Source organism: Pseudomonas sp. fls2-241-TYG-175 (genome assembly GCF_030209155.1).
Taxonomy (GTDB): domain Bacteria; phylum Pseudomonadota; class Gammaproteobacteria; order Pseudomonadales; family Pseudomonadaceae; genus Aquipseudomonas; species Aquipseudomonas viridiflava.
Genome location: NZ_JARVSO010000009.1, coordinates 109,835 through 129,099, shown reverse-complemented (window position 1 = coordinate 129,099; position 19,265 = coordinate 109,835). Strand labels below are relative to the sequence as shown.

The following is a 19,265-nucleotide window of genomic DNA, read 5'->3' as shown; positions in this document are numbered from 1 at the left end:
CAGGCGTTGGAGTTGACTTGCACATCATTGCAATGCGATTTGCTCACGCGCGGCCGAGTCCGTTCAGCAGTGGCTGCGGGTTGCAGATTCAGGAAAATACTGGAGTGACCTTCGCGATAAGCGGCAGTCTTCATCCGCGAAGCGGAATAGGGAAATGGCCGTGCCGGTACTAACAGTCCCTGGTCCGGCAGACACAACGAAAAGCGCCAATGTGCGTCCATACACATACCCGTACTCCTTTGGTGGCAGAACTGTAGCTAATGGCAAAAGGATGTCAAATGAGCGGGCTCACGTCGTGAACACTCGCTCCTCCCTCAAACCGATACCCCCGACTGTCCAACCCGACTAGAATCGCCGCCTCGCTGAGCGCTTCACCTGAAGCGCTCAGCCCCAGTCCGTTCAGGGGAGCGTTATGGCTGCAGCCAGCGCGATATTTACCGAAGGTCCCGTATCACGCCATGTCATGGTGACGGCCAGCACCAGCGCCTTGAGTCTGTTCGCCGTTTTTCTGGTCGACATCCTCACGCTGGTCTACGTCTCCATGCTGCACGACCCGGTGCTGCTGGCAGCGGTTGGCATTGCCAAGGTGATGATGTTCATCAACATGTCGCTGGCCAGCGGTTTCATCATCGCTGCCACGGCGGTATTGTCGGCGCGCATCGGTCACCGGGTGACGAAATCGGTGGCGCGGCTCTGCGCCAGCCTGATGCTGATGATTCTTGCGGTGTCCGGTCTCGCAGCGGTGCTGCAGTTGGTCCTGATGGTGCCGATTACCCACTGGCTGGGTGCCGAGGCGGCGGTTTACGAGGCGGCGCGCGGGTTTATCTGGCTGGCGCTGCCCGCGACTGTGTTGCAGGCGGTGATGCAGATGGCCGCGCAAATGCTCAGGACGGCGGGCGATAACCGCCGTGCGCTGGGTGTGGTGCTGTCAGGCGCCGCGACGCTTGCGGTGGCGGACCCGTTCTTTATCTTCGGGCTCGGTCTGGGGCTGGAAGGGGCGGGGCTGGCCTTCGCGCTGTCCGGGTGTGTGTCGGCCTGCCTGGGCGTCTATTGGGTGCGTAAGCGGATCGGTCTGACGTTCTCCCGCAACCTTAAACTGCTGCGCAATCACGCAGGCCGGACGTTCAAGCTGGCGCTGCCGGCCATGGCTGCCAACCTGGCGACGCCGGTCGGGCTGGCCTATCTGGTCGCCTCGCTGTCGGCGTTCGGCACCTCGGCGCTGGCCGCCATGAGCGTGATGGATCGCGTGCTGCAATTTTCCTACTGCGCCTTTTTCGCACTGCCCGGCGCGCTGGCGCCGATACTGGGGCAGAATATCGGGGCGCAACGGGACGACCGTGTTCGCCAGGCCATCGTCTTCACTCGCAGACTGGTGGTCGGTTACGGGTTGGCGGTCTGGCTGGTGCTGCTAGTGTTCAGCAGTACCATCGCCGATATCTATCAGCTGGAAGGCGAGGTTCGCACGGTCTTTTTGAATTACTGCCGGTTGGGTGGCGGGCTCTGGGTGATCATCGGCCTGGATTTCGTCGCCATCGCGGTATTTATGACCATGAACCGGTCATGGCTGGTGGCGGTTTTCGCCTGGCTGCGTGCGACGCTCGGCACTGTGCCGTTCGTGTACGTCGGGGCTCACTGGTTTGGCGGCAGCGGCGCGGTACCAGGCATGTTTGCCGGTAACGCCGTGATCGCGTCGATCTCCATATTCGTCGCATCGCTGACCGCAAAACGGTTTTTCGCGAGCAGGGCCCAGGCTGCAGGCACTGGGAAATATTGAACACACATTGGCTCAAGGTGTTATCAGGTTTTATGTCAGTTGAAGACTCAGGGAATGAATCCGAAGAGGCCGTGCAGCCCAAACGCCGCCGCGCACCCAAGGGTGACATGCGCAGAAAGGCCTTGCTGGATGCGGCGACGATCGTCTTCGCCCGCAATGGCTATTCGAGCGCCTCGATGCGTGACGTGGCGACGCTGGCAGGTATTACTACGGTCGGTTTGCTGCACCATTTCCCGAACAAGGAAGCCTTGCTGAGCGCGCTGCTGGAACGTCGCGATCAACGAGTAGTGTCCAGATTTCAGGATCTGGTCACCGAGCCGACGCTTGAAGGTTTTATCAAGTTCATCAAATTGAGCATGGGTTTCAGCATCGAGGATGCAGCCGAGTGTCAGGCGGCCTTGCTGATGAACACCGAAAGCCTGTCGCCTGAGCATCCGGCCTGGGCCTGGCACAACGAGCGCTTTCATCTGACCCACCAGCACGCGCGCGGCCACTTGAATGCCTTGAAAGAAGCGGGGGAGATCCGTACGGATGTCGACGTACAAGCCCTGGCCCAGGAGATCTTCTCGGTCATGGACGGCTTGCAGATTCAGTGGCTAAGGTGCCCTGAAGAAGTGGATGTGATGGCGGTCTTCGACGTTTACGCGCAGCGATTAGGAAGGGACATCAAGGCTCGTCCATGAGCCTTGATGCTGACATCAGTATTTCAGTGACGCTGACACCTGCACCGCCTTGCGCAGTGGCAACGGCAGCGGGTTGCTGTCGCGGGTCGTCAGTTTTTCCGGGTACAGGGTGATCAGGGTCCGGTTGAGCGTCAGGTTTTCCGAGTCCGCACCGACCAGAATCTTGTACTTGCCTGCGTCCACATCCCAGCTTGCAGTCTTGTCGACGTAATAGGCCAGCGAACGCGAGTCGATCGGGATGCTGACGGTCTTGCTCTCGCCCGGCTGCAGGTACACCTTGGTGAAGCCCTTGAGTTCTTTTTCCGGACGATCAACGGCAGGTTTTACCGGCTGCACGTAGAGCTGCGCCACTTCGAAACCGGCCTTGTCACCGGTGTTGGTCAGGGTGAACTTCACGTCAATGGTGGAGCCTGGCGTCAGCACATTGGTCGACAGCTTGAGGTCGCTGTAGCCGAATGTGGTGTAGGACAGGCCGTAACCAAACGGGTAGAGCGGCTTGGCGTGCTTCTTGTCGTAACCGCGATAACCCATGTAAAGGCCTTCGCTGTAGTTCATTTCAGTCAGGGCCTTGTCGCCACGGTAAGCGGCCGGATCCGGATACGACGCGTAGCTCGGGTTGTCCTCGATCTTCTTGTCGATGGTGATCGGCAGTTTGCCCGACGGGTTGACCTTGCCGAACAGAATCTCCGCAAGCGCCTGACCGCCTTGCTGGCCGGGGAACCAGGCTTGCAGTGTTGCGCCGACCTTGTTGGCCCACGGCTGCATGTTGGCCACGCCACCACCGTGCATCACGACGATGGTGTTGGGGTTGGCCTTGGTCACGTAGCTCACCAGTTCGGCCTGTTGGTCCGGCAGGTCGAAACCGTGGTCCGAGCCTTCGCCTTCGTTCTCGTAGTTGGTGCCAGTGGCGACGACCACCGCATCGTATTTCGACAGGTCCTTGGGCGGACGCAGCGAAGCCCAGCTCATCTGTACGCCAGTCACGCCACCGAGTGCGGGAATGAAGTTGCCCTGCACGCGCTTGTATTCAAGCTTGACGGTGTACGACTTGCCCGCGGTCAAAGCGGCGGTCTTGCCGGAGGTGGTCAGTGCATTGACCACGTCGGACGAGTACGGAACGCCGTCGCTTTCCACGACCAGTTCGTCGTTGACCCAGAGCTTGTAAGGGCCATCCGCACGCACCTTGAAGACCTGCGGCCCGGAGACCGTCGGCTTGATCACCGATGTGAAGCGTGCCGAGAACGAGCCGGGTGCAGGGCTGAAGCCGGAAACGGCGGTGGTGCCTGCGTCGGTGACGTTGGTGCCGGTGGTCCAGTTCAGGTTCACGCCGGGCTCGACGCGGGTCAGCGCCGGATCACCGGATAAACTGACATTGGAGAAATATTCGGCTTTGACGCCCGAATTATTGATGCCGTTGTTACCGGTTGCAGGCTGATACCAGGCCGAGCTGGCCGGGTTCAGGCTCAACTCCGACAGGTAAGTCACGTTGGCACTGCTGGATGCCAGTTGCTGCAGGCCGCTCAGCTCCGTCACGTAACTGTTGGGTGGCGAGTTGGCGGTGCCGAAAGGCGAGGCGGGTGCGTCGTGTGCCCAGTTGCCGATCACGGCGATCTTCGCGGTGCGCGCCAAGGGCAGCAGCGGTTTGCCCGCAGCGGTGGTTTCGTTGCGCAACAGGACGATGGATTCACGCGCCGTGTTCAGTGCTGCACGCATGCCGTACTCGGGATGGTCCAGGGTCTTGGCCGTGTTGAGGTTTTCCTGGAAGTCGTAGCTGACGATGGCGCGCAGGTTGCGTTTGACCTTGTCATCAATGACGTTCTGGGTCAGTTGGCCGCTCCACAGGTAAGGCAGCAGGTTGGCTTCGGTGAATTGCAAACCGGACGGCATGTCGATATCGGTGCCGGCCCATGCGCCTTTGAACGCGTCATGAATGGCATTGAAGTCGCTGATGACCGTGCCCTGATAACCCCATTCGCCCTTGAGCACTTCGGTGATCAGGTGATGGTTTTCACAGGCGTAGTCGCCGTTGATCTTGTTGAAGCCACACATGATCGACGCGACATTGGCGTTCTTGACCATCGATTCGAAACCCGGCAGGTACAGCTCGCGCAGGGTGCGTTCGTCGACTGTCACATTGAGTGCCTGACGGTTGGCTTCCTGCTCGTTGGCCAGGTAGTGCTTGCCGCTCGCCTGAATCCCTTGCACCTGAATGCCGTTGACGATAGCCGGAGCCAGCACCGCGCCCAGGAACGGATCTTCGCCGCTCACGTACTCGGCCGACCGTCCATTGAATGGCGTGCGGTAAAGATTCGCGCCGGGCGACAGCATCTGCTGCCCGCCGGAAATACGAGTTTCATAGGCAATCGCCTGTCCGAATTCCTTGGCGCGGTTGATGCTCCAGGTCGCGGCCAGTGCGGACTGCGATGGGTACTGCGCGCCGAAGGTGGCGTTGTTGACGTGCACGCCCATGGATGAGTCGTAGGCAACAGTGCCCTTGATGCCCCACTTGAGCAGGGAAGGGATCATGTGCCCATCGTTGACGCGGGTGAAGTTGATCTTTTCCGACGTGTTCATGTTGTCGAGAATCGAGCTGACGCGCGCCTCGACTTCATTGCCGGTGGCGGGGGTGACGACGGCCGCCAGCGCCAGATTGGCCTGCATGACACTGAAGGTCAGCAGGCTCAGGCCCAGCGTTTGTTTGAAAGCTGACAAGGCAAATGCTCGCTTGGCGCACAGGGGCGGATTAAGGTCTGACGGTGTCATCAGTGTTGCTCCTGTCGAGGTGCGTCGTCGGTGTTCACAGGCTCGTCGAGCAGGGTGGAAGCGCCTTTCTGTGCAGGTGTGGTGACTTTGTCGGCACCGGAAATCCGGTCACGTTTGGCCTCGACCTGAACTCTGACTTGTGCGTCGGAAGTTCCCTTGGTGGCAGTGGAAGTTGAGTCCGCTGCGAAGGCAGACAAACTTTGCGCGCACAGAAGTACAGCGCCGAAAACAGGCAACATGGATCGGGTCATCAATGGCAATCTCGATTGACGGTGGCAAGGATAATCAAATAGGCGTTTAGCGCGACATACCTGTCAGCCGAGTGTTAAGTCCGGAAAGCGCGAAAGAAGTTCAGCTGTTTATAAAATATTACCGCAGCGGAATTTATGAAATGCTGGCATATGGCCTGCCTGCTGCTGGCGCGTTTTTTTTTAGCAGGATAGCGCTTGAGGTAGAAGAGTATTCGCTTTAATTTAGCGTTTTAAACTATTTTAACCGTAAAAATTGATGTTTTATAGCTAAAAAAATATATAAAGAGGCATTATTTCCTAATTTACTAAACCTAACTGTAATTAGGTTTAGTGCTCTGCTATCATGGCCGCTCTGCTGAAATAGCCGCATTTTTTACAGTCTTTAAACGGCGGTCGTTATTGGTGAATACACGCATTGAGTTGATCTACAGTGAACGGGTTTATCGGTCTTTATAGTGATATCGACTCTGATGAAAAAGGCTGTTTGGCTGTTTTTGTTTCGTCATATGTTATCGGCGTTATCGCCAGCTCTTTCGCTGTCTGTTTATATTTTGACGAAACGTGGCAACTTGATTTGTCACGTCGAAGTGTGCCCGCCCATGACATCAAATAATGTGAGCGACAAGCCTGGTCGAATCGATGTGGCCATATTGAGTGCCGTCAGACGCCTGAGCCCGGATCGCACCCGAAAGCTCACCTTCGGCCAGATCTACATGGAACTGCTCAAGCGCTCTGCGCGTGTCTGCCCCATCGTCGACTGCGTGCTGGCGGTCGATGTGCTGGCAAGGGAAGGGTTGCTGATCTCGGAACGACTGTTGGAAGTCGATCCGTCCTTTCCGTACACGCAGCACATCATCAGTGGCCTGACCGATGTAGGCGCCGCCTCTCTGGATGAGCGCGAAGCACCGTCAGCCAGAAGCGGCTGCTTCGGCTGAACAGAACCCATCTTTCATTCGCTGTACGGCAACGAGAGGTAGTACTGACCCAGTTCCGTCAGTCTTCCTTCGGCATCCAGCAGGCTTGAAAAGTGCGGATCCGGTGTCATTCGCCCGGTGAACCAGGCGTACCTGAACACGTCCGACCGCCGTTCCAGCATCGCGACCATCTCTGCCATCTGCTGCTTCTGTTTTGCAAGTGAGTCGATCTGCAGTCCGTCATCGAGCGTGTGCCAGTTGGCGAACTCGGTTACCCAGAAGGGTTTGCCGTATCTGGAAAGCCTGTCGAGCATGCTCGACAGGCCGTAGTCATACCAATGAAAGGCCAGGTAATCGATCTGCGGATCCCGTCCCTCATGGGCCGACGCATAGGCTGCGTAGAACGCGTCAAGCCAGGCCACCGGGTCGCCGTAGCCGGTCATGGTTCCCCAGTTCATCGCAGGGCCGACCAGTTTGACCCCGGTCTGCGCCGAAATCTGTTCCAGACGCGGCCACAACTGTGCAGCGGCCTGGGGTGTCATGTTGGCCTGATCGACCAGATCGGGCTCGTTGATGACCAGCAGATAACGAATGCCGGGGTGCGCCAGCAGATAGAGCTTCAACTGACCGTCATCGAGATTGGCGTTCCAGACCATCGGCACGAAATCGACGTTGTACTGGCCCGCATAGTCATAGGCGGCCAGACGATCATGGGGCTTCGGGCTCCAGTTGTACCACCAGCTCATACCAGTCGATAAAGCACTCAGGTCCGCAGGCGAGGCCACGTCATACGCGACGCCGCGCTTTACGCTTTTGGTGGCTGTCCAGGCGGACTCGGAAAGCACACTCAGCAGCAGTGCGAAGGCGATCAGTGCATGGCGTGTTTGAAGGGCTTTTCTCAAGATCATGATTCGCTCATCCCTGGAATCAATGGCTGATGATCTGGCAGTCCCTTTCGTGACGAGGTAGGCGTTATTGGCGTTGTGGTTGCTTGCCCGAATGGCTGTCTCCAGCCATTACAACGATTGGGTGACGAGTCCGGACGTTACCCCAATCGCGAATCAAAGTCTTTGCGTGTCATTCGCTGACCTGAGTGAGTCGCTCGATGCTGATCTCGCGCAAGCGAAATTTCTGCACCTTGCCGGTGACCGTCATCGGGAATTCGTCGACGAAGAAAAAGTGCCTTGGCACCTTGAAGTGCGCTACACGGGAACGAAAGAAATCGCGCAGCAACGGTTCTTCGCACACGTGACCGGGATGCAGCCTGACCCATGCCACCAGGTCTTCGCCGTAGCGATCACACGGAATGCCGACGACATAGGCTTCAGCTATGTCGCTGTGCTGTAAAAGCAGTTCTTCGATTTCACGCGGGTAGATGTTCTCGCCACCGCGAATGATCATGTCCTTGCTGCGGCCCACGATCGTCACGTAGCCATCAGCGTCCATCTGCACCAGATCGCCGGTGTGCATCCAGCCCTCGGCATCGATGTCTCTGGCCGTGGCTTCGGCGTCCTGCCAGTAACCCAACATGACGCTGTAACCTCGGGTGCAGAGTTCACCGACCTGACCACGCTCCACTGTGTTTCCGTGGGGGTCGATCACCTTGTGTTCCAGATGCGGCTGAGTGCGGCCAACGCTGGTCACGCGCAAGTCCAGAGGGTCGTCATTGGACGTCTGCAGGGAAACCGGGCTGGTCTCGGTCATGCCATAGGCGATCTGCACACCGCTCATGTGCATCTGGTCAATGACCTGACGCATCACCTCGATGGGGCAGATGCTGCCTGCCATGATTCCGCCCTTGAGGCTGGAAAGATCCAGTGCCTGTCGCTCAGGAAGATCGAGTTCCTTGATGAACATGGTCGGCACGCCATACAGGAAAGTCGCCCGCTCGCTGGCGACCGCTTCGAGTGTCGCCAAGGGTTCGAACGACGGCGCCGGATAGATCATCGTCGCGCCATGGGTCAGGCAGGCGAGGTTGCCCATCACCATGCCGAAGCAGTGATAGAGCGGCACCGGAATGACCAGCCGGTCCCCGGATTCCAGGCCAAGGTTGTAGCCGACCATGTAACCGTTGTTGAGGATGTTGCGATGGCTCAGCGTGGCGCCTTTCGGAAAACCGGTGGTGCCCGAGGTGTACTGGATGTTGATCGGGTCGTTCACCTCCAGGCTGGCAGCGCGCAGTTCGAGGGCATCCGGAGGCGTCGATTCGGCAAGCGAGTGGAGCGTGCGCCACGCCAGCATGCCGGGCGGTGGGCTGTCGGCCAGGCTGATCACGCCGCGCAGTTCGGGCAGTGCTTCGCTGTGCCAGGCTCCAGGCGTCCGGGTCAGCAACTGTGGAACGACCTGACCCAGCATGGCGTGATAATTCGAGTCCTTGAAGCAGTCTGCAGTCACCAGCCACGAACAGCCTGAACGCTGCAATGCGTAGGTCAACTCCGAAGTGCGATAGGCCGGATTGATGTTGACCAGTACTGCGCCAATATTCGCGCTGGCCAATTGTGTGATGCACCACTGGGCGCAATTGGGTGCCCAGATTCCGATCCGCTGGCCCTTTTCGATACCCAGAGCGAGCAGGGCGCGAGCTACGGTATCGACCTCACGTCCAAGGTCGCGCCAGCTGTAGCGCACCTGCTGGAACGGCACGATCAACGCGTCCTGCTCCGGCCAGCGTTTTATGGCTTCGGACAGGGCGCTGCCGATCGTGTGTTCAAGCAGGGGCGGATGTTGCATTCCAGCGGAATAGCTCAGCATGTCGCATCCTCGATCTTTTTATTGTTGAGATGTGATGACTGCGAGTGAAGGTTGCCGCTTACGTTAACGTCATGGCGAAACGCTGTCCAGTTCCTCTCGGCGGGCATCGCTTGCTGATCTTTCGACAGCTTACAGTCCCGGTTCTGCCAACGATTGCCTGATCCGGCTTCATGAATGCCTGTTCCGATGCGCTGGCTTGAGGTAGGTTCTTGAAAACCTTTCAATCACACTCAAGGATGGATTGCGCATGCACCTGTTTTCCCGCTCGCCACTGGCCGCTCGGCTGGGCCTGGTTTTCGTTCTGACAGCTCTCACTCCGCTTGCCATGGCCGAGCCTCATCAGAAGATTCAGGCCGACGCCGAGCAGTATCAGGACGAAGCCTTGAAGCTGCTCGAGCGTCTGGTGAACATCGATTCAGGCTCTGGCTACACCCAAGGCCTGGGTCAGGTCAGTGACATCGCCATCGAAGAACTGAAAAAACTCGGTGCCACCATCGAGTTGGTTCCCAATACGCCTGAGGCCAGCAATCATGTGCTGGCCACAATCAAGGGCACTGGCAAGGCGAAGATTCTGTTGATGGCGCACATGGACACCGTATTCAAGGAAGGCACCGCTGCCGAGCGACCGTTTCACATCAAGGATGGCCGTGCCTACGGTCCCGGTGTGATGGATGACAAGGGCGGAATCGTGGCGGCGATCTACGCGCTGAAAGTGCTGCAGAACCTCAACTTCAAGGATTACGCGCAGATCACGGTACTGCTCGACGCCAGCGAGGAAATCGGTTCGACGGTCGGCACCGAGCTGATCAAGAAGACCGCCAAGGCGCATGACGTCACCCTCAACCTGGAACCGGGGCGTCCGGCCGATGGCTTGGTGGTCTGGCGCAAAGGCGTTGCCACGGCGTTGGTGGAGGTCAAGGGCAAGGCTTCTCACGCAGGTGTCGCGCCAGAGTTGGGACGCAACGCGGCCAGCGAGGTTGCCCACCAGATTCTGCAACTGGGCAAGCTCGGTGACGAAGAGAAAAAGACCACCATCAACTTCACGGTGCTCAAGGCTGGCGACCGCACCAATGTGATTCCCGATCAGGCCAGCGCCAAGGCTGATGTGCGTGCGGTATTGCCCGAAGAGTTTGATCGCCTCGAACAGGACATGGCCAAGGTGTCCGCCAACAAACTGATTCCCGACACCGAGGTCAAGACCAGCCTGGTACGCGGCCTGCCGCCGATGCCGCAGACGCCGCAGTCCGATGCACTGGTGGCCATGGCGCAGGGTATCTATGGCGAGCTGGGGCGCACGCTGACCATCGAAGGCAGCGGCGGGGCGGCGGACTCGAGTTTGTCGGCCAGTGTAGGGACGCCAACGCTGGACGGTTTCGGCATCGTCGGCGGCAATATTCATACACCTGAGGAATACGCAGAAGTCGCCAGCGTGGCGCCGCGTATCTACCTGCTGTCGCGGATGATCATGAAGGTCGCCGGGGCGCAGTAATTCTCTGGCTCAGACCGGGATCATCAGGCGGATCACCGATCCGCCGCCCGGTCTGTTCTGTGCGCTGATGACTGCATCGTGCTCAAGACAGATGGCCCGGGCGATTGATAAACCCAGCCCGCTGCCACCCGAGTAGCGCGCCCTGGAACGCTCGGCCCGCCAGAACCGGTCGAACACCTGTTCAAGATTGTCCTCGCCAAACCCCGGTCCTCTGTCTGCGAACGTCAGTTCCACCTGCGCGCCGATGGCGCTCGCCGTGATGTGCAGTTCGCCGCCCTGTGCCGAGTAGCGCAGCACGTTGTCGACCAGTATGTTCACGACCTGACCGATTCGGTCCCGATCCGCGGTCAGCTTCAGCGCGGACGGGATGTCCAGCGCCACCTTGACGCCTGCCTGCTGAAGCTGCGTGGCAAACCAGTCCAGACGTTCGGTGACAAGTTTTCCCAGCGAAAAGGCGGTCTTGTTCAAGACCAGTTGACCGGCGCTTGCCAATGACAGCAAGTGCAGGTCATTGACCAGTTTGTTGAGTTGGTTGAGCTGTCGGCTGACCATTTCCAGTTGCGCGAGATCGCTTGGGAAAACCTCATCGATCATGCCCTGCACACGGCCCATCGCTGCGTTGAGTGGGGTGCGCAGCTCATGGGCGATCATGGCACTGGATTCGCTGACTTCCAGCTCGTAGCGTTCGAGTTGAGTGGTCATGGTGTTGAAGTCGCGCACCAGTGATTGCAGTTCGTCCGGACCGTGATCGATGGCAGGCAGGCGTGTCTTGAAATCACCTTGCGCTACTTGGCGCGCACCTTTGGCCACGGAGGAAAACTGGCTCGACAGCGGGCGCGAGAACAGGAACCCGAAAAAGATGATGATAGGGATCGCCACCCCGACCAGGCCTGCCAGCAGCCACCACTCCTGATTGGCGATGCCCGGCAGCATGTATTCAGTCGGGTAGTACTGCACGAACAGCTCACGAAGTCTGGGAATGTTGAGGGCCGGTTCGGCCTGCAACTGCTGCAGCTCTATACGAACGTTCTCAGGGATGCTGTGCAGCGTGATCCAGTCGGTTATCGTGACGTGCAACCACATGCAGAATGCGATCACGACGACCGCTCCGATCGCCAGCATGCTCATGCGCATCCCGACCCAGTGCCACAGCGGTCTTGCCTTGGAGCGAAGTCGATCTGGCATGACAGTCACCTGAACCGGTAGCCGACGGCGCGCACGGTGACCAGCACGTTATCGATGCCGTGCAGTTCCAGCTTGCGGCGCAGGTTATGCACGTGAGCATCCACCACCCGCGCCAGCGCTTCGCTTTCCGGCAGACAGATCTCGAGTAGCTCCTCGCGGGTAAACGCCTTGGATGGGGTCTTCAGCAAAGTGCAGAGAATCTTGAACTCGGTGGGCGTGAGGTCCAGCAGCGTCTCTTCCTGTTCCAGCCCTTCGATACGCGCCGTGACGGCGTCGAGATCGACCAGCAGATCCTTGTAGCGCAGCTGTCTTTCGGCGCTGCCACCCGGTTGGGCACGGCGCAGAACGGCGTGAACCCGCGCCACGACTTCCTTGGGGTTGTACGGCTTGACCACGTAGTCGTCCGCGCCATAACGCAGTGCGCCGAGTTTTTCCGGCTCGTCGCCCATGGCGGTGACCATGATCACCGGCGTATCGCTGCAGCGCCTGATTGCCGACAGCACATCAGTGCCGCTGACCAGCGGCAACATCACGTCGAGCAGCACCAGATCGGGCCTCCATTGCCGGTGCATGTCGATGCCGCGCTGGCCGTTTTCGGCGAGGCCGACGATGAAGCCGTCCCGAAGCAGGTAGGCCTCCAGAATGCTTGCACTGTCGGCGTCGTCTTCGACCACCAGAATACGTTTTCCTGACACAGGGCCGCCTCTTGATCAAATCTTGATAATTCACGAACGGTTTATTGATAGTCGACGTTCAGGATTGCGTTCAGACCCCACTGTCGCGAACAGATCCTATGCCCACTCTCACGCTGCTGTCCAAGCCTATCCGCGTTTCCCGGCATCGCTCCCTGCGGTGGTGCGCGGCGTGGCTGATGGTGCTGACTGTTTCAGGTTGCTCCCTGGCCCCCGAGTATCAGCAGCCGGCATTACCTGTCCCTGCCACGGTGTCATCCGGCGTTGTGTCAGCCGCTGCACCGCCTTCGCAAGCGGTGCTGACGTCCGACGAAGAGACGCTGATTACCGAGCTGTCTCCAACCGGTGAACTGCGCACGCTGGTGCTGTCGGCGCTGGACTTCAATCGCGACTTTCGCATCGCCGGTCTGCGCGTCGAGGAAGCCCGGGCGATGCGCGGCCTGAGCGTTGCGGATCGCTTTCCGACGGTGGCCGCAGGGCTCGAGCGTGATCGACAGCACTTCGACAACAAGGCCGCTGACGAGCGTTACGGCCAGGACATCACCGTCGCCTCCGTGGGCATTTCCAATTACGAGCTGGATTTCTTCGGTCGCTTGCGCAGCCTGTCCGACGCAGCGCGTCATGACTATCTGGCCACGCTTCATGGCCAGCAGGCCGCCCGCAGCGCTCTGGTGGCCGAAGTGACGCAGGCCTGGCTCGCCGAGCGCATGGCGGCAGCCTTGCAGGTCGATGCGCAGACGATCAGTGACACGCGCTCGATGCTGCTCGGCATGGCCGAGGGACAGCAGCGCGCGGGCGCCATTTCCCTCGACGACGTTGCCATGCAGCGCCTGGAGGTGCTGAGCGCGCAGCAGCAACTGCAGGATGCCATCGGTGATCATTCCAGCGCCTCTCAGGCATTGTTGCTCCTGACCGGCTACTCGGCGCCGTTGCCGTCGATGACGCTCGAACCTGCACACCTGACCGCCGCTGCGATCGACACGCCTGCATGGCTGATGAACTTGCCGTCTCAACGTCTGCTGGAACGCTTCGACGTTCGCCAGCGCGAAGAGGCGTTGAAGGCCAGCAACGCGAACATTGGCGCAGCCCGTGCGGCCTTTTTCCCGTCCATCACGCTCAGCACAGGAGTCGGTGTGCAGAGCGACAGCCTGCGCAGCCTGTTCAGTTACGGCAGCGGTGCCTGGCTGTTCAGTCCGCAGTTGAACCTGCCGCTGTTCGACGGTGGACGCAATCGCGCCAACCTGGACCTGGCACAGGTGCGCAAACAGATCGCCGTCGCCGACTACGAGAAAACCATTCAGATCGCTTTCCGCGAAATGGCCGATGTATTGACCCGCCGTCAGCAGGCGCTGGATCACGTGCGTGATGAGGTCAAGCGTGTCGCGCTGGTCCAGGAAAAGGTCCGGCGCATGGCCTTCGAACTGGAGGCGGGCAACACAGACCGCAGCGCGCCGCTGGCATCGGCCATTCGTGTCGCCCAGGCCGACGCCACCTTTCGCAAGTCTCTGCACGATCTGCAGCGTAACCGCCTGGACCTCTATCGCGTCCTGAACGGCGCAGAACCTGTCACTTCTTCCCCCCTGACTCAATCTGGAGTTACCCCATGACTGTCATGAACATCCACACCCCGTCACGTCCCTTGCTGTTCAAGGTTTTGATTGCCACTGCTGCTGTGGTGCTGGCCGGTCAGGCACGAGCCGCCGATCCAGCCTCTGATGCATCGCTGCTGGGCGACAAGGTCAATGTCAATCTGGGACTGGGCATGGGCGTCGTGCCGCGTTACATGGGCGCTGACGAATACCGCAGCCAGATGTTGCCGATGTTCACCGTACAGAGCGGCATGCTGTTCGCTGACAGCCTCAGAGGGCTGGGGCTGCAGTATCAGTCGCCGTCGGGCTTCGGTGCCAGTGCTGCGCTCAACTATGACTTCGGCCGTACCGAGAAAAACAGCACAAACCGTCCGGGCTCCAACGAGCTCAAGGGCATGGGGACGGTCGGTGGTGCGACGGTCGCTGACCTCATGCTTTCCCAGCAGCTTTTGCCCTGGCTGACCGTCAGCGGCGAAGCCGAACTGCGCCTGGCAGGCGAGAAACGCGGCAATCGCTACCGTCTGGGCTTTGAAGGCATTGCCTACCACAGCCAGTCAGACACCGTGGCTATCGATATCGACGCGCACGCCGGAGACGGTCGCTATAACCAGACTTATTTCGGGGTCAGCCCGATCCAGAGCCAGCGCACCGGCTTTTCCCGTTTCACGGCCGACAGCGGCATTTATGCGTATTCCGCAGCGCTCAGCTGGCAGCACAGCTTCGACGATCACTGGTCGACGGTTACCAGCGTCGGTGTCACGCATTACACCGATCAGACCCGCGGCAGCCCGCTGGTCGAGACGGACGCCGAAGCGAGCGGTCTGCTTGCCTTGAACTACGCCTTTTGACCGCCAGAGGCCTGCCATGCGATTCCATTTCATGACATTGCCCGGCTTGATGAAGCGGCTGGGCGTTGGTTGTGGCGCTGTTCTTCTTGCGGTGCTGGTGAGCGGTTGCGACGACAAGCCTGCCGCCGTGGCGCCTGTCATTCGGGCTGTAAAAGTCGAAACTGTCAGAAGCGGAGCGGGCGAAGGCCTGCATTTTTCCGGCGTTGTTCGCCAGCCTGACAGCGCCAGCCTGGCGTTTGAATCGGCAGGCACGCTGGCCGAGCTGCGGGTCGACATCGGAGATGCATTCGAAAAGGGTCAGGTGCTCGCGGCGCTGGATCGTCAGCCCGCCGCGCTGCGGCTCCAGCAGGCCCAGGCCAGCCTGAGCGCTGCGACGGCTCAGGCTGCGGAGCGTGTGCTCAACTACCAACGCCAGAAAAATCTGCTGGCCGCTGGCAGCGTCGCCGAAAGCGTTGTGGAGGCAGCCCGTGCTGCGCAGACCCAGGCTGTGGCAGAGCAGACGCGGGCGAAGTCCGAGCTTGCTCTGGCACGTCGGGAGGCCGAGCGCAGTCAGTTGATCGCTCCCTTTTCCGGGCGTGTCGTGGCGCGCCGTGCCGACCGTTTCGCCATGCTGGCGGCCGGGCAGGTGGTTCTGCAGGTGGAATCGCGCAATCGGCCGCAAGTGATGGCAGCGGTTCCCGTCGAACAGGCCAGCCATTTCAAAGTCGGCGATCGGGCGCACGCTTCGCGTACCTCAGGATCGTCTGCTGGGTTTGATCTGGTGCTTGAAGGCATCTCGCCGCGTTCCGAGGACGGGCTGGTGCGCAACTGCCTGTTTCGTCTGCTCGATCCTGCCGAATCAGTAGCCAGTGGCGTGACGTTGCTGGTGCACATGACGCCCGAGCAGGGCGTACAGCCCTTATCAATACCGGTTCAAGCGTTGTGGATGGGGACGAGCAAGGGAGCTGCGCAGGTGTTTGTCTTTCAGCCGCCTGGCACGGTTGCCATCAGAAACATCACGCTGGGCGCCGTCAGGGAAGGGCGTGCGGTTGTCACCGAGGGACTGTTCGCAAACGAGCAGGTGGTAACGGCCGGCACTGCTTTTTTGCAGGACGGACAGACCGTCAGCCTGTTCCAACCCACGACCCGTTTGACTGAGAGCGTCCCATGAACATTACCCGTAACGCCATGGGGGCGAGTCGCCTCACGCTGTTTGCCGCTGGCCTGATCCTGATCGCCGGTGTCCTGGCTTTTCTGGGTTTTCCTTCTCAGGAAGAACCGTCCGTGACCGTGCGCGATGCGCTGGTCAGCGTGGCGTTGCCGGGTCTGCCCGTCGAACGCGCGGAGGAGTTGCTGGCAAGGCCGCTGGAAGACAGGATCCGGGAGTTGGCGCAGATCAAGGACATCGTCACGACCATCAAGCCGGGCCGAGTGATCGTACAGGTCACAGCTTATGACAGCGTCAAGGATCTCCCCGCGCTGTGGCAACGGCTCAGGGCCAAGGTGGGCGAACTGAGCGGCAGCTTTCCGCCCGGCACTCAGGGGCCGCTGGTGGACGATGACTTCGGCCGTGTCGCCGTCGCCTCGGTCGCAGTCACGGCGCCGGGCTTCAGCATGAGTGAGATGCGCGGCCCTATCAAACGTCTCCGTGATCAGTTGTACGGTCTGAGCGGGGTTGATCAGGTCGAGTTGTACGGCCTGCAGGATGAACGCATCTACCTTGATTTCGACCACCAGACGCTGGGTGCTTCCGGGCTAGCGCCGCAGCAGGTGCTGCAACAGTTGCAGGGTCAGAATGCGATTGCGCTGGGCGGCAATCCGGTTGTGGGGGAGCAGAGCACCACGCTGTCGGTGAGTGGCGAAATCCTTTCTCTGGAGCAACTGCGGCGGTTTCCCGTGCAACTGGCGAGCGGTGAGCGCGTACCACTGCAATCTCTGGCGAAGGTGTCAGTAGCCCCTGTCGACCCGCCGGAAACGGCGGCCATCTATCAGGGACAGTCAGCGGTCGTGCTGGCCGTCTCAATGCAATCGGGGCTCAATGTTCAGGCCTTCGGCACGTCGCTTCGCGCACGTCTGGGCGAACTTGAGCAGCAACTGCCTGCCGGTTTTGCTCTGCACATCGTGACGTTCCAGGCCGATGTGGTGCAGAACGAGATGAGCAAGATGTACCACGTCATGGGCGAAACCGTGGTGATCGTCATGTGCGTGGTCATGCTGTTTCTGGGCTGGCGCACCGGGCTGGTCGTAGGGGCCATCGTTCCGCTGACGATCCTGACGACGCTCATTGTGATGCGCTCGCTGGGCATCGAGCTGCAAACCGTGTCGATCGCGGCAATCATCCTGGCCCTCGGGTTACTGGTCGATAACGGTATCGTGATTGCCGAGGACATCGAGCGACGGCTGCATGCCGGTGAGGCGAGATGGCAGGCGTGCGAGGACGCAGGACGTACGCTGGCGATTCCGTTGCTGACCTCTTCATTGGTGATCGTGCTGGCGTTCTCGCCGTTTTTTCTCGGACAGACCAGCACCAATGAATACTTACGTTCGCTGGCGATCGTTCTGGCGACCACGCTGATCAGTTCCTGGCTGCTGAGCATCACCGTGACGCCGCTGTTGTGCTTTTACTTCGCCAAGGCGCCGACCGTTGATCAAGACGCACCGGCACCCGACGAGTACGCTTCAGGTTTCTACCGCGGCTATCGCACGGTCATCGAGCAACTGCTGCATTACCCCTTCATCTTTCTGGGCTGCATGCTCGGCTTGCTGGCTGGTGCGGTCGTGGTACTGACCCACGTGCCCTATGACTTTCTGCCCAAGTCCGACCGTTTGCAGTTCCAGATTCCGCTGACGATGGAGCCCGGTAGCAGCTCGACAGCGACGTTGCAGACCGTGCGTGACATCAGCCAGTGGCTGAGCAATGACCGGGATGTGGTCGACAGCATCGGGTATGTCGCCGACGGCGGGCCGAGAATCGTGCTGGGTCTCAACCCACCCTTGCCAGCCCCTGACATTGCCTACTTCACGGTCAGCGTGCGCAAGGGCGTCGATCTGGATGCGGTGATTGCCAGAACACGCCGGTTCCTGCTGCAGCAACATCCGGAAGTCCAGGCACAGCCGAAGCGTTTTTCCATGGGCACCACCGAGGCAGGCGTGGCGATCTATCGGATCATCGGCCCGGACGAAGAGGTATTGCGCCAGGCGGCCGGTCAGCTTGAAAAGGCCCTGTTGGCGTTGCCCGGCACCGTTGACGTGCAGGACGACTGGCGCAGTCGCCTGCTGCGGTATGAGGTGGTGGTCGATCCATACAAGGCGCGCTTGGCAGGGGTCAGCAGCGAGGACATCGCTCAGGCACTGCGGTTGCGTAATGGTGGTCTGTCCGTGTCGTCGATGCAGGATGGCGAGACCACGGTGGCGCTGGTGGCCCGAGCGGTTGAGGATGCCGGAGCCTCCGGCAATGATCTGGACACGACGTTTATCTACCCGGCCTCGGGTTCAGGTCCTGTCCCACTGTCGACAGTCGCTACTCTGGAGCCACAGTCCGAAGCGTCTACGTTGTTGCGCAGGAACATGGAGCGCGCCATCACCGTGACCGGACACAATCCCTCGCTCACGGCGACGACCATTGTCCAGCGCCTGGCTCCGCAAGTTGCAGCAATCAAGCTGCCGGTGGGCTACCGCATCGAACTGGGCGGGGAGATTCAGGACTCTGCCGATGCCAATCAGGCGTTGCTGCAGTACATGCCGCATGCGCTGGTCGGCATGCTGCTGCTGTTCGTCTGGCAGTTCAATTCGTTTCGCAAGTTGCTGATCGTGATCACCAGCGTACCGTTCGTGCTGATCGGGGCGGCGTGCGCCTTGCTCATCACCGGTTATCCGTTTGGCTTCATGGCCACCTTCGGCCTGCTGTCGCTGGCGGGCATCATTGTCAATAACGCAGTGTTGCTGCTTGAGCGGATCGATGTAGAGCGCGAGCACGGCCTGAATGTGCACGAAGCGGTGGTCAACGCCGCCGTCAAACGCCTGCGGCCTATCGTGATGACCAAACTGACCTGCATCATCGGACTGGTGCCGTTGATGCTGTTTGCCGGCCCGCTGTGGGAGGGCATGGCAATCACGATCATCGGTGGATTGGCCTTGGGGACACTGGTGACCCTGGGCCTGATCCCTATTCTTTACTGGCTGCTGTTCGACAGGTTCGACAGGTCCAGCCTCAGGAAGGCGGTATCGTCCCCAGCAGGCCCACCGCAATAGTGAATGCCAGAAACGCCAGTAAACCCAATGCCATCTTGCCCATGAGAACCCCTTGATTGATCGGTGTGGATCGCAGGGCAATTATCGGACGCAGGT

At 60.0% G+C, this 19,265-nt stretch carries 14 protein-coding genes; 8 read left to right on the top strand and 6 right to left on the bottom strand.

What is annotated here, in order from left to right; genetic code table 11:
• The first annotated feature begins 412 nt into the window (after positions 1-412).
• Both QRN20_RS08385 and QRN20_RS08380 read left to right on the top strand, forming a co-directional pair.
• Positions 413-1,774, top strand: a complete 1,362-nt coding sequence (locus tag QRN20_RS08385) for an MATE family efflux transporter (RefSeq protein WP_122467265.1) — start codon at positions 413-415, stop codon at positions 1,772-1,774.
• Positions 1,775-1,806: 32 nt separating this feature from the next.
• Positions 1,807-2,457, top strand: a complete 651-nt coding sequence (locus tag QRN20_RS08380) for a TetR/AcrR family transcriptional regulator (RefSeq protein WP_122467262.1) — start codon at positions 1,807-1,809, stop codon at positions 2,455-2,457.
• A 15-nt stretch (positions 2,458-2,472) separates the two neighbouring features.
• Here the strand turns inward: QRN20_RS08380 and QRN20_RS08375 are convergent, their stop codons facing one another.
• On the bottom strand, positions 2,473-5,220 hold the full coding sequence (locus QRN20_RS08375; protein ID WP_285360142.1) for a beta-glucosidase: 2,748 nt from the start codon (positions 5,218-5,220) through the stop codon (positions 2,473-2,475).
• On the bottom strand, positions 5,220-5,459 hold the full coding sequence (locus QRN20_RS08370; RefSeq protein ID WP_058431627.1) for a hypothetical protein: 240 nt from the start codon (positions 5,457-5,459) through the stop codon (positions 5,220-5,222). The genes QRN20_RS08375 and QRN20_RS08370 overlap by 1 nt, the downstream gene beginning before the upstream one ends.
• Before the next feature lie 611 nt (positions 5,460-6,070).
• On the opposite strand from QRN20_RS08370, the gene QRN20_RS08365 reads away from it, so the two are divergent.
• Positions 6,071-6,406 (top strand): hypothetical protein, encoded by a 336-nt coding sequence (locus QRN20_RS08365; protein ID WP_122412602.1) that lies wholly within the window; start codon positions 6,071-6,073, stop codon positions 6,404-6,406.
• Between the two features lie 14 nt (positions 6,407-6,420).
• Here the strand turns inward: QRN20_RS08365 and QRN20_RS08360 are convergent, their stop codons facing one another.
• Positions 6,421-7,293 carry a glycoside hydrolase family protein gene (locus QRN20_RS08360; protein WP_285360141.1) on the bottom strand — a complete coding sequence of 291 codons (873 nt, stop codon included), beginning with the start codon at positions 7,291-7,293 and terminating at the stop codon, positions 6,421-6,423.
• Positions 7,294-7,462: 169 nt separating this feature from the next.
• Positions 7,463-9,136, bottom strand: coding sequence for an AMP-binding protein (locus tag QRN20_RS08355; RefSeq protein WP_285360139.1), 1,674 nt, complete (start codon positions 9,134-9,136; stop codon positions 7,463-7,465).
• Between the two features lie 247 nt (positions 9,137-9,383).
• Here QRN20_RS08355 and QRN20_RS08350 point away from each other — a divergent pair, with 247 nt between their 5' ends.
• Positions 9,384-10,625, top strand: a complete 1,242-nt coding sequence (locus QRN20_RS08350; RefSeq protein WP_096767622.1) for a M20/M25/M40 family metallo-hydrolase — start codon at positions 9,384-9,386, stop codon at positions 10,623-10,625.
• Positions 10,626-10,634: 9 nt separating this feature from the next.
• Here the strand turns inward: QRN20_RS08350 and QRN20_RS08345 are convergent, their stop codons facing one another.
• Together QRN20_RS08345 and QRN20_RS08340 are read right to left on the bottom strand one after the other, a co-directional pair.
• The gene (locus QRN20_RS08345) at positions 10,635-11,810 is read right to left on the bottom strand and encodes a sensor histidine kinase (protein WP_096767621.1); all 1,176 of its coding nucleotides are present in this window, start codon (positions 11,808-11,810) and stop codon (positions 10,635-10,637) included.
• Positions 11,811-11,815: 5 nt separating this feature from the next.
• Positions 11,816-12,505, bottom strand: a complete 690-nt coding sequence (locus tag QRN20_RS08340) for a response regulator (protein ID WP_285360137.1) — start codon at positions 12,503-12,505, stop codon at positions 11,816-11,818.
• 98 nt (positions 12,506-12,603) lie between these two features.
• Between QRN20_RS08340 and QRN20_RS08335 the strand changes: the two genes are divergently transcribed.
• Genes QRN20_RS08335 through QRN20_RS08320 form a run of 4 tightly spaced genes read left to right on the top strand, consistent with a single transcriptional unit; the run spans position 12,604 to position 19,169 of the window.
• Positions 12,604-14,109: an efflux transporter outer membrane subunit gene (locus tag QRN20_RS08335; protein WP_285360136.1), complete on the top strand. Its 1,506-nt coding sequence runs from the start codon at positions 12,604-12,606 to the stop codon at positions 14,107-14,109.
• A complete protein-coding gene (locus QRN20_RS08330; protein WP_122418195.1) occupies positions 14,106-14,939 on the top strand; it encodes a MipA/OmpV family protein in 834 nt (277 codons plus the stop codon). The genes QRN20_RS08335 and QRN20_RS08330 overlap by 4 nt, the downstream gene beginning before the upstream one ends.
• Positions 14,940-14,955: 16 nt before the next feature.
• Complete coding sequence (locus tag QRN20_RS08325; RefSeq protein WP_285360135.1) at positions 14,956-16,089, top strand: efflux RND transporter periplasmic adaptor subunit; 1,134 nt, start codon at positions 14,956-14,958, stop codon at positions 16,087-16,089.
• Complete coding sequence (locus QRN20_RS08320) at positions 16,086-19,169, top strand: efflux RND transporter permease subunit (RefSeq protein WP_285360134.1); 3,084 nt, start codon at positions 16,086-16,088, stop codon at positions 19,167-19,169. Before QRN20_RS08325 ends, QRN20_RS08320 begins: the two co-directional genes overlap by 4 nt.
• Positions 19,170-19,265: the final 96 nt, after the last annotated feature.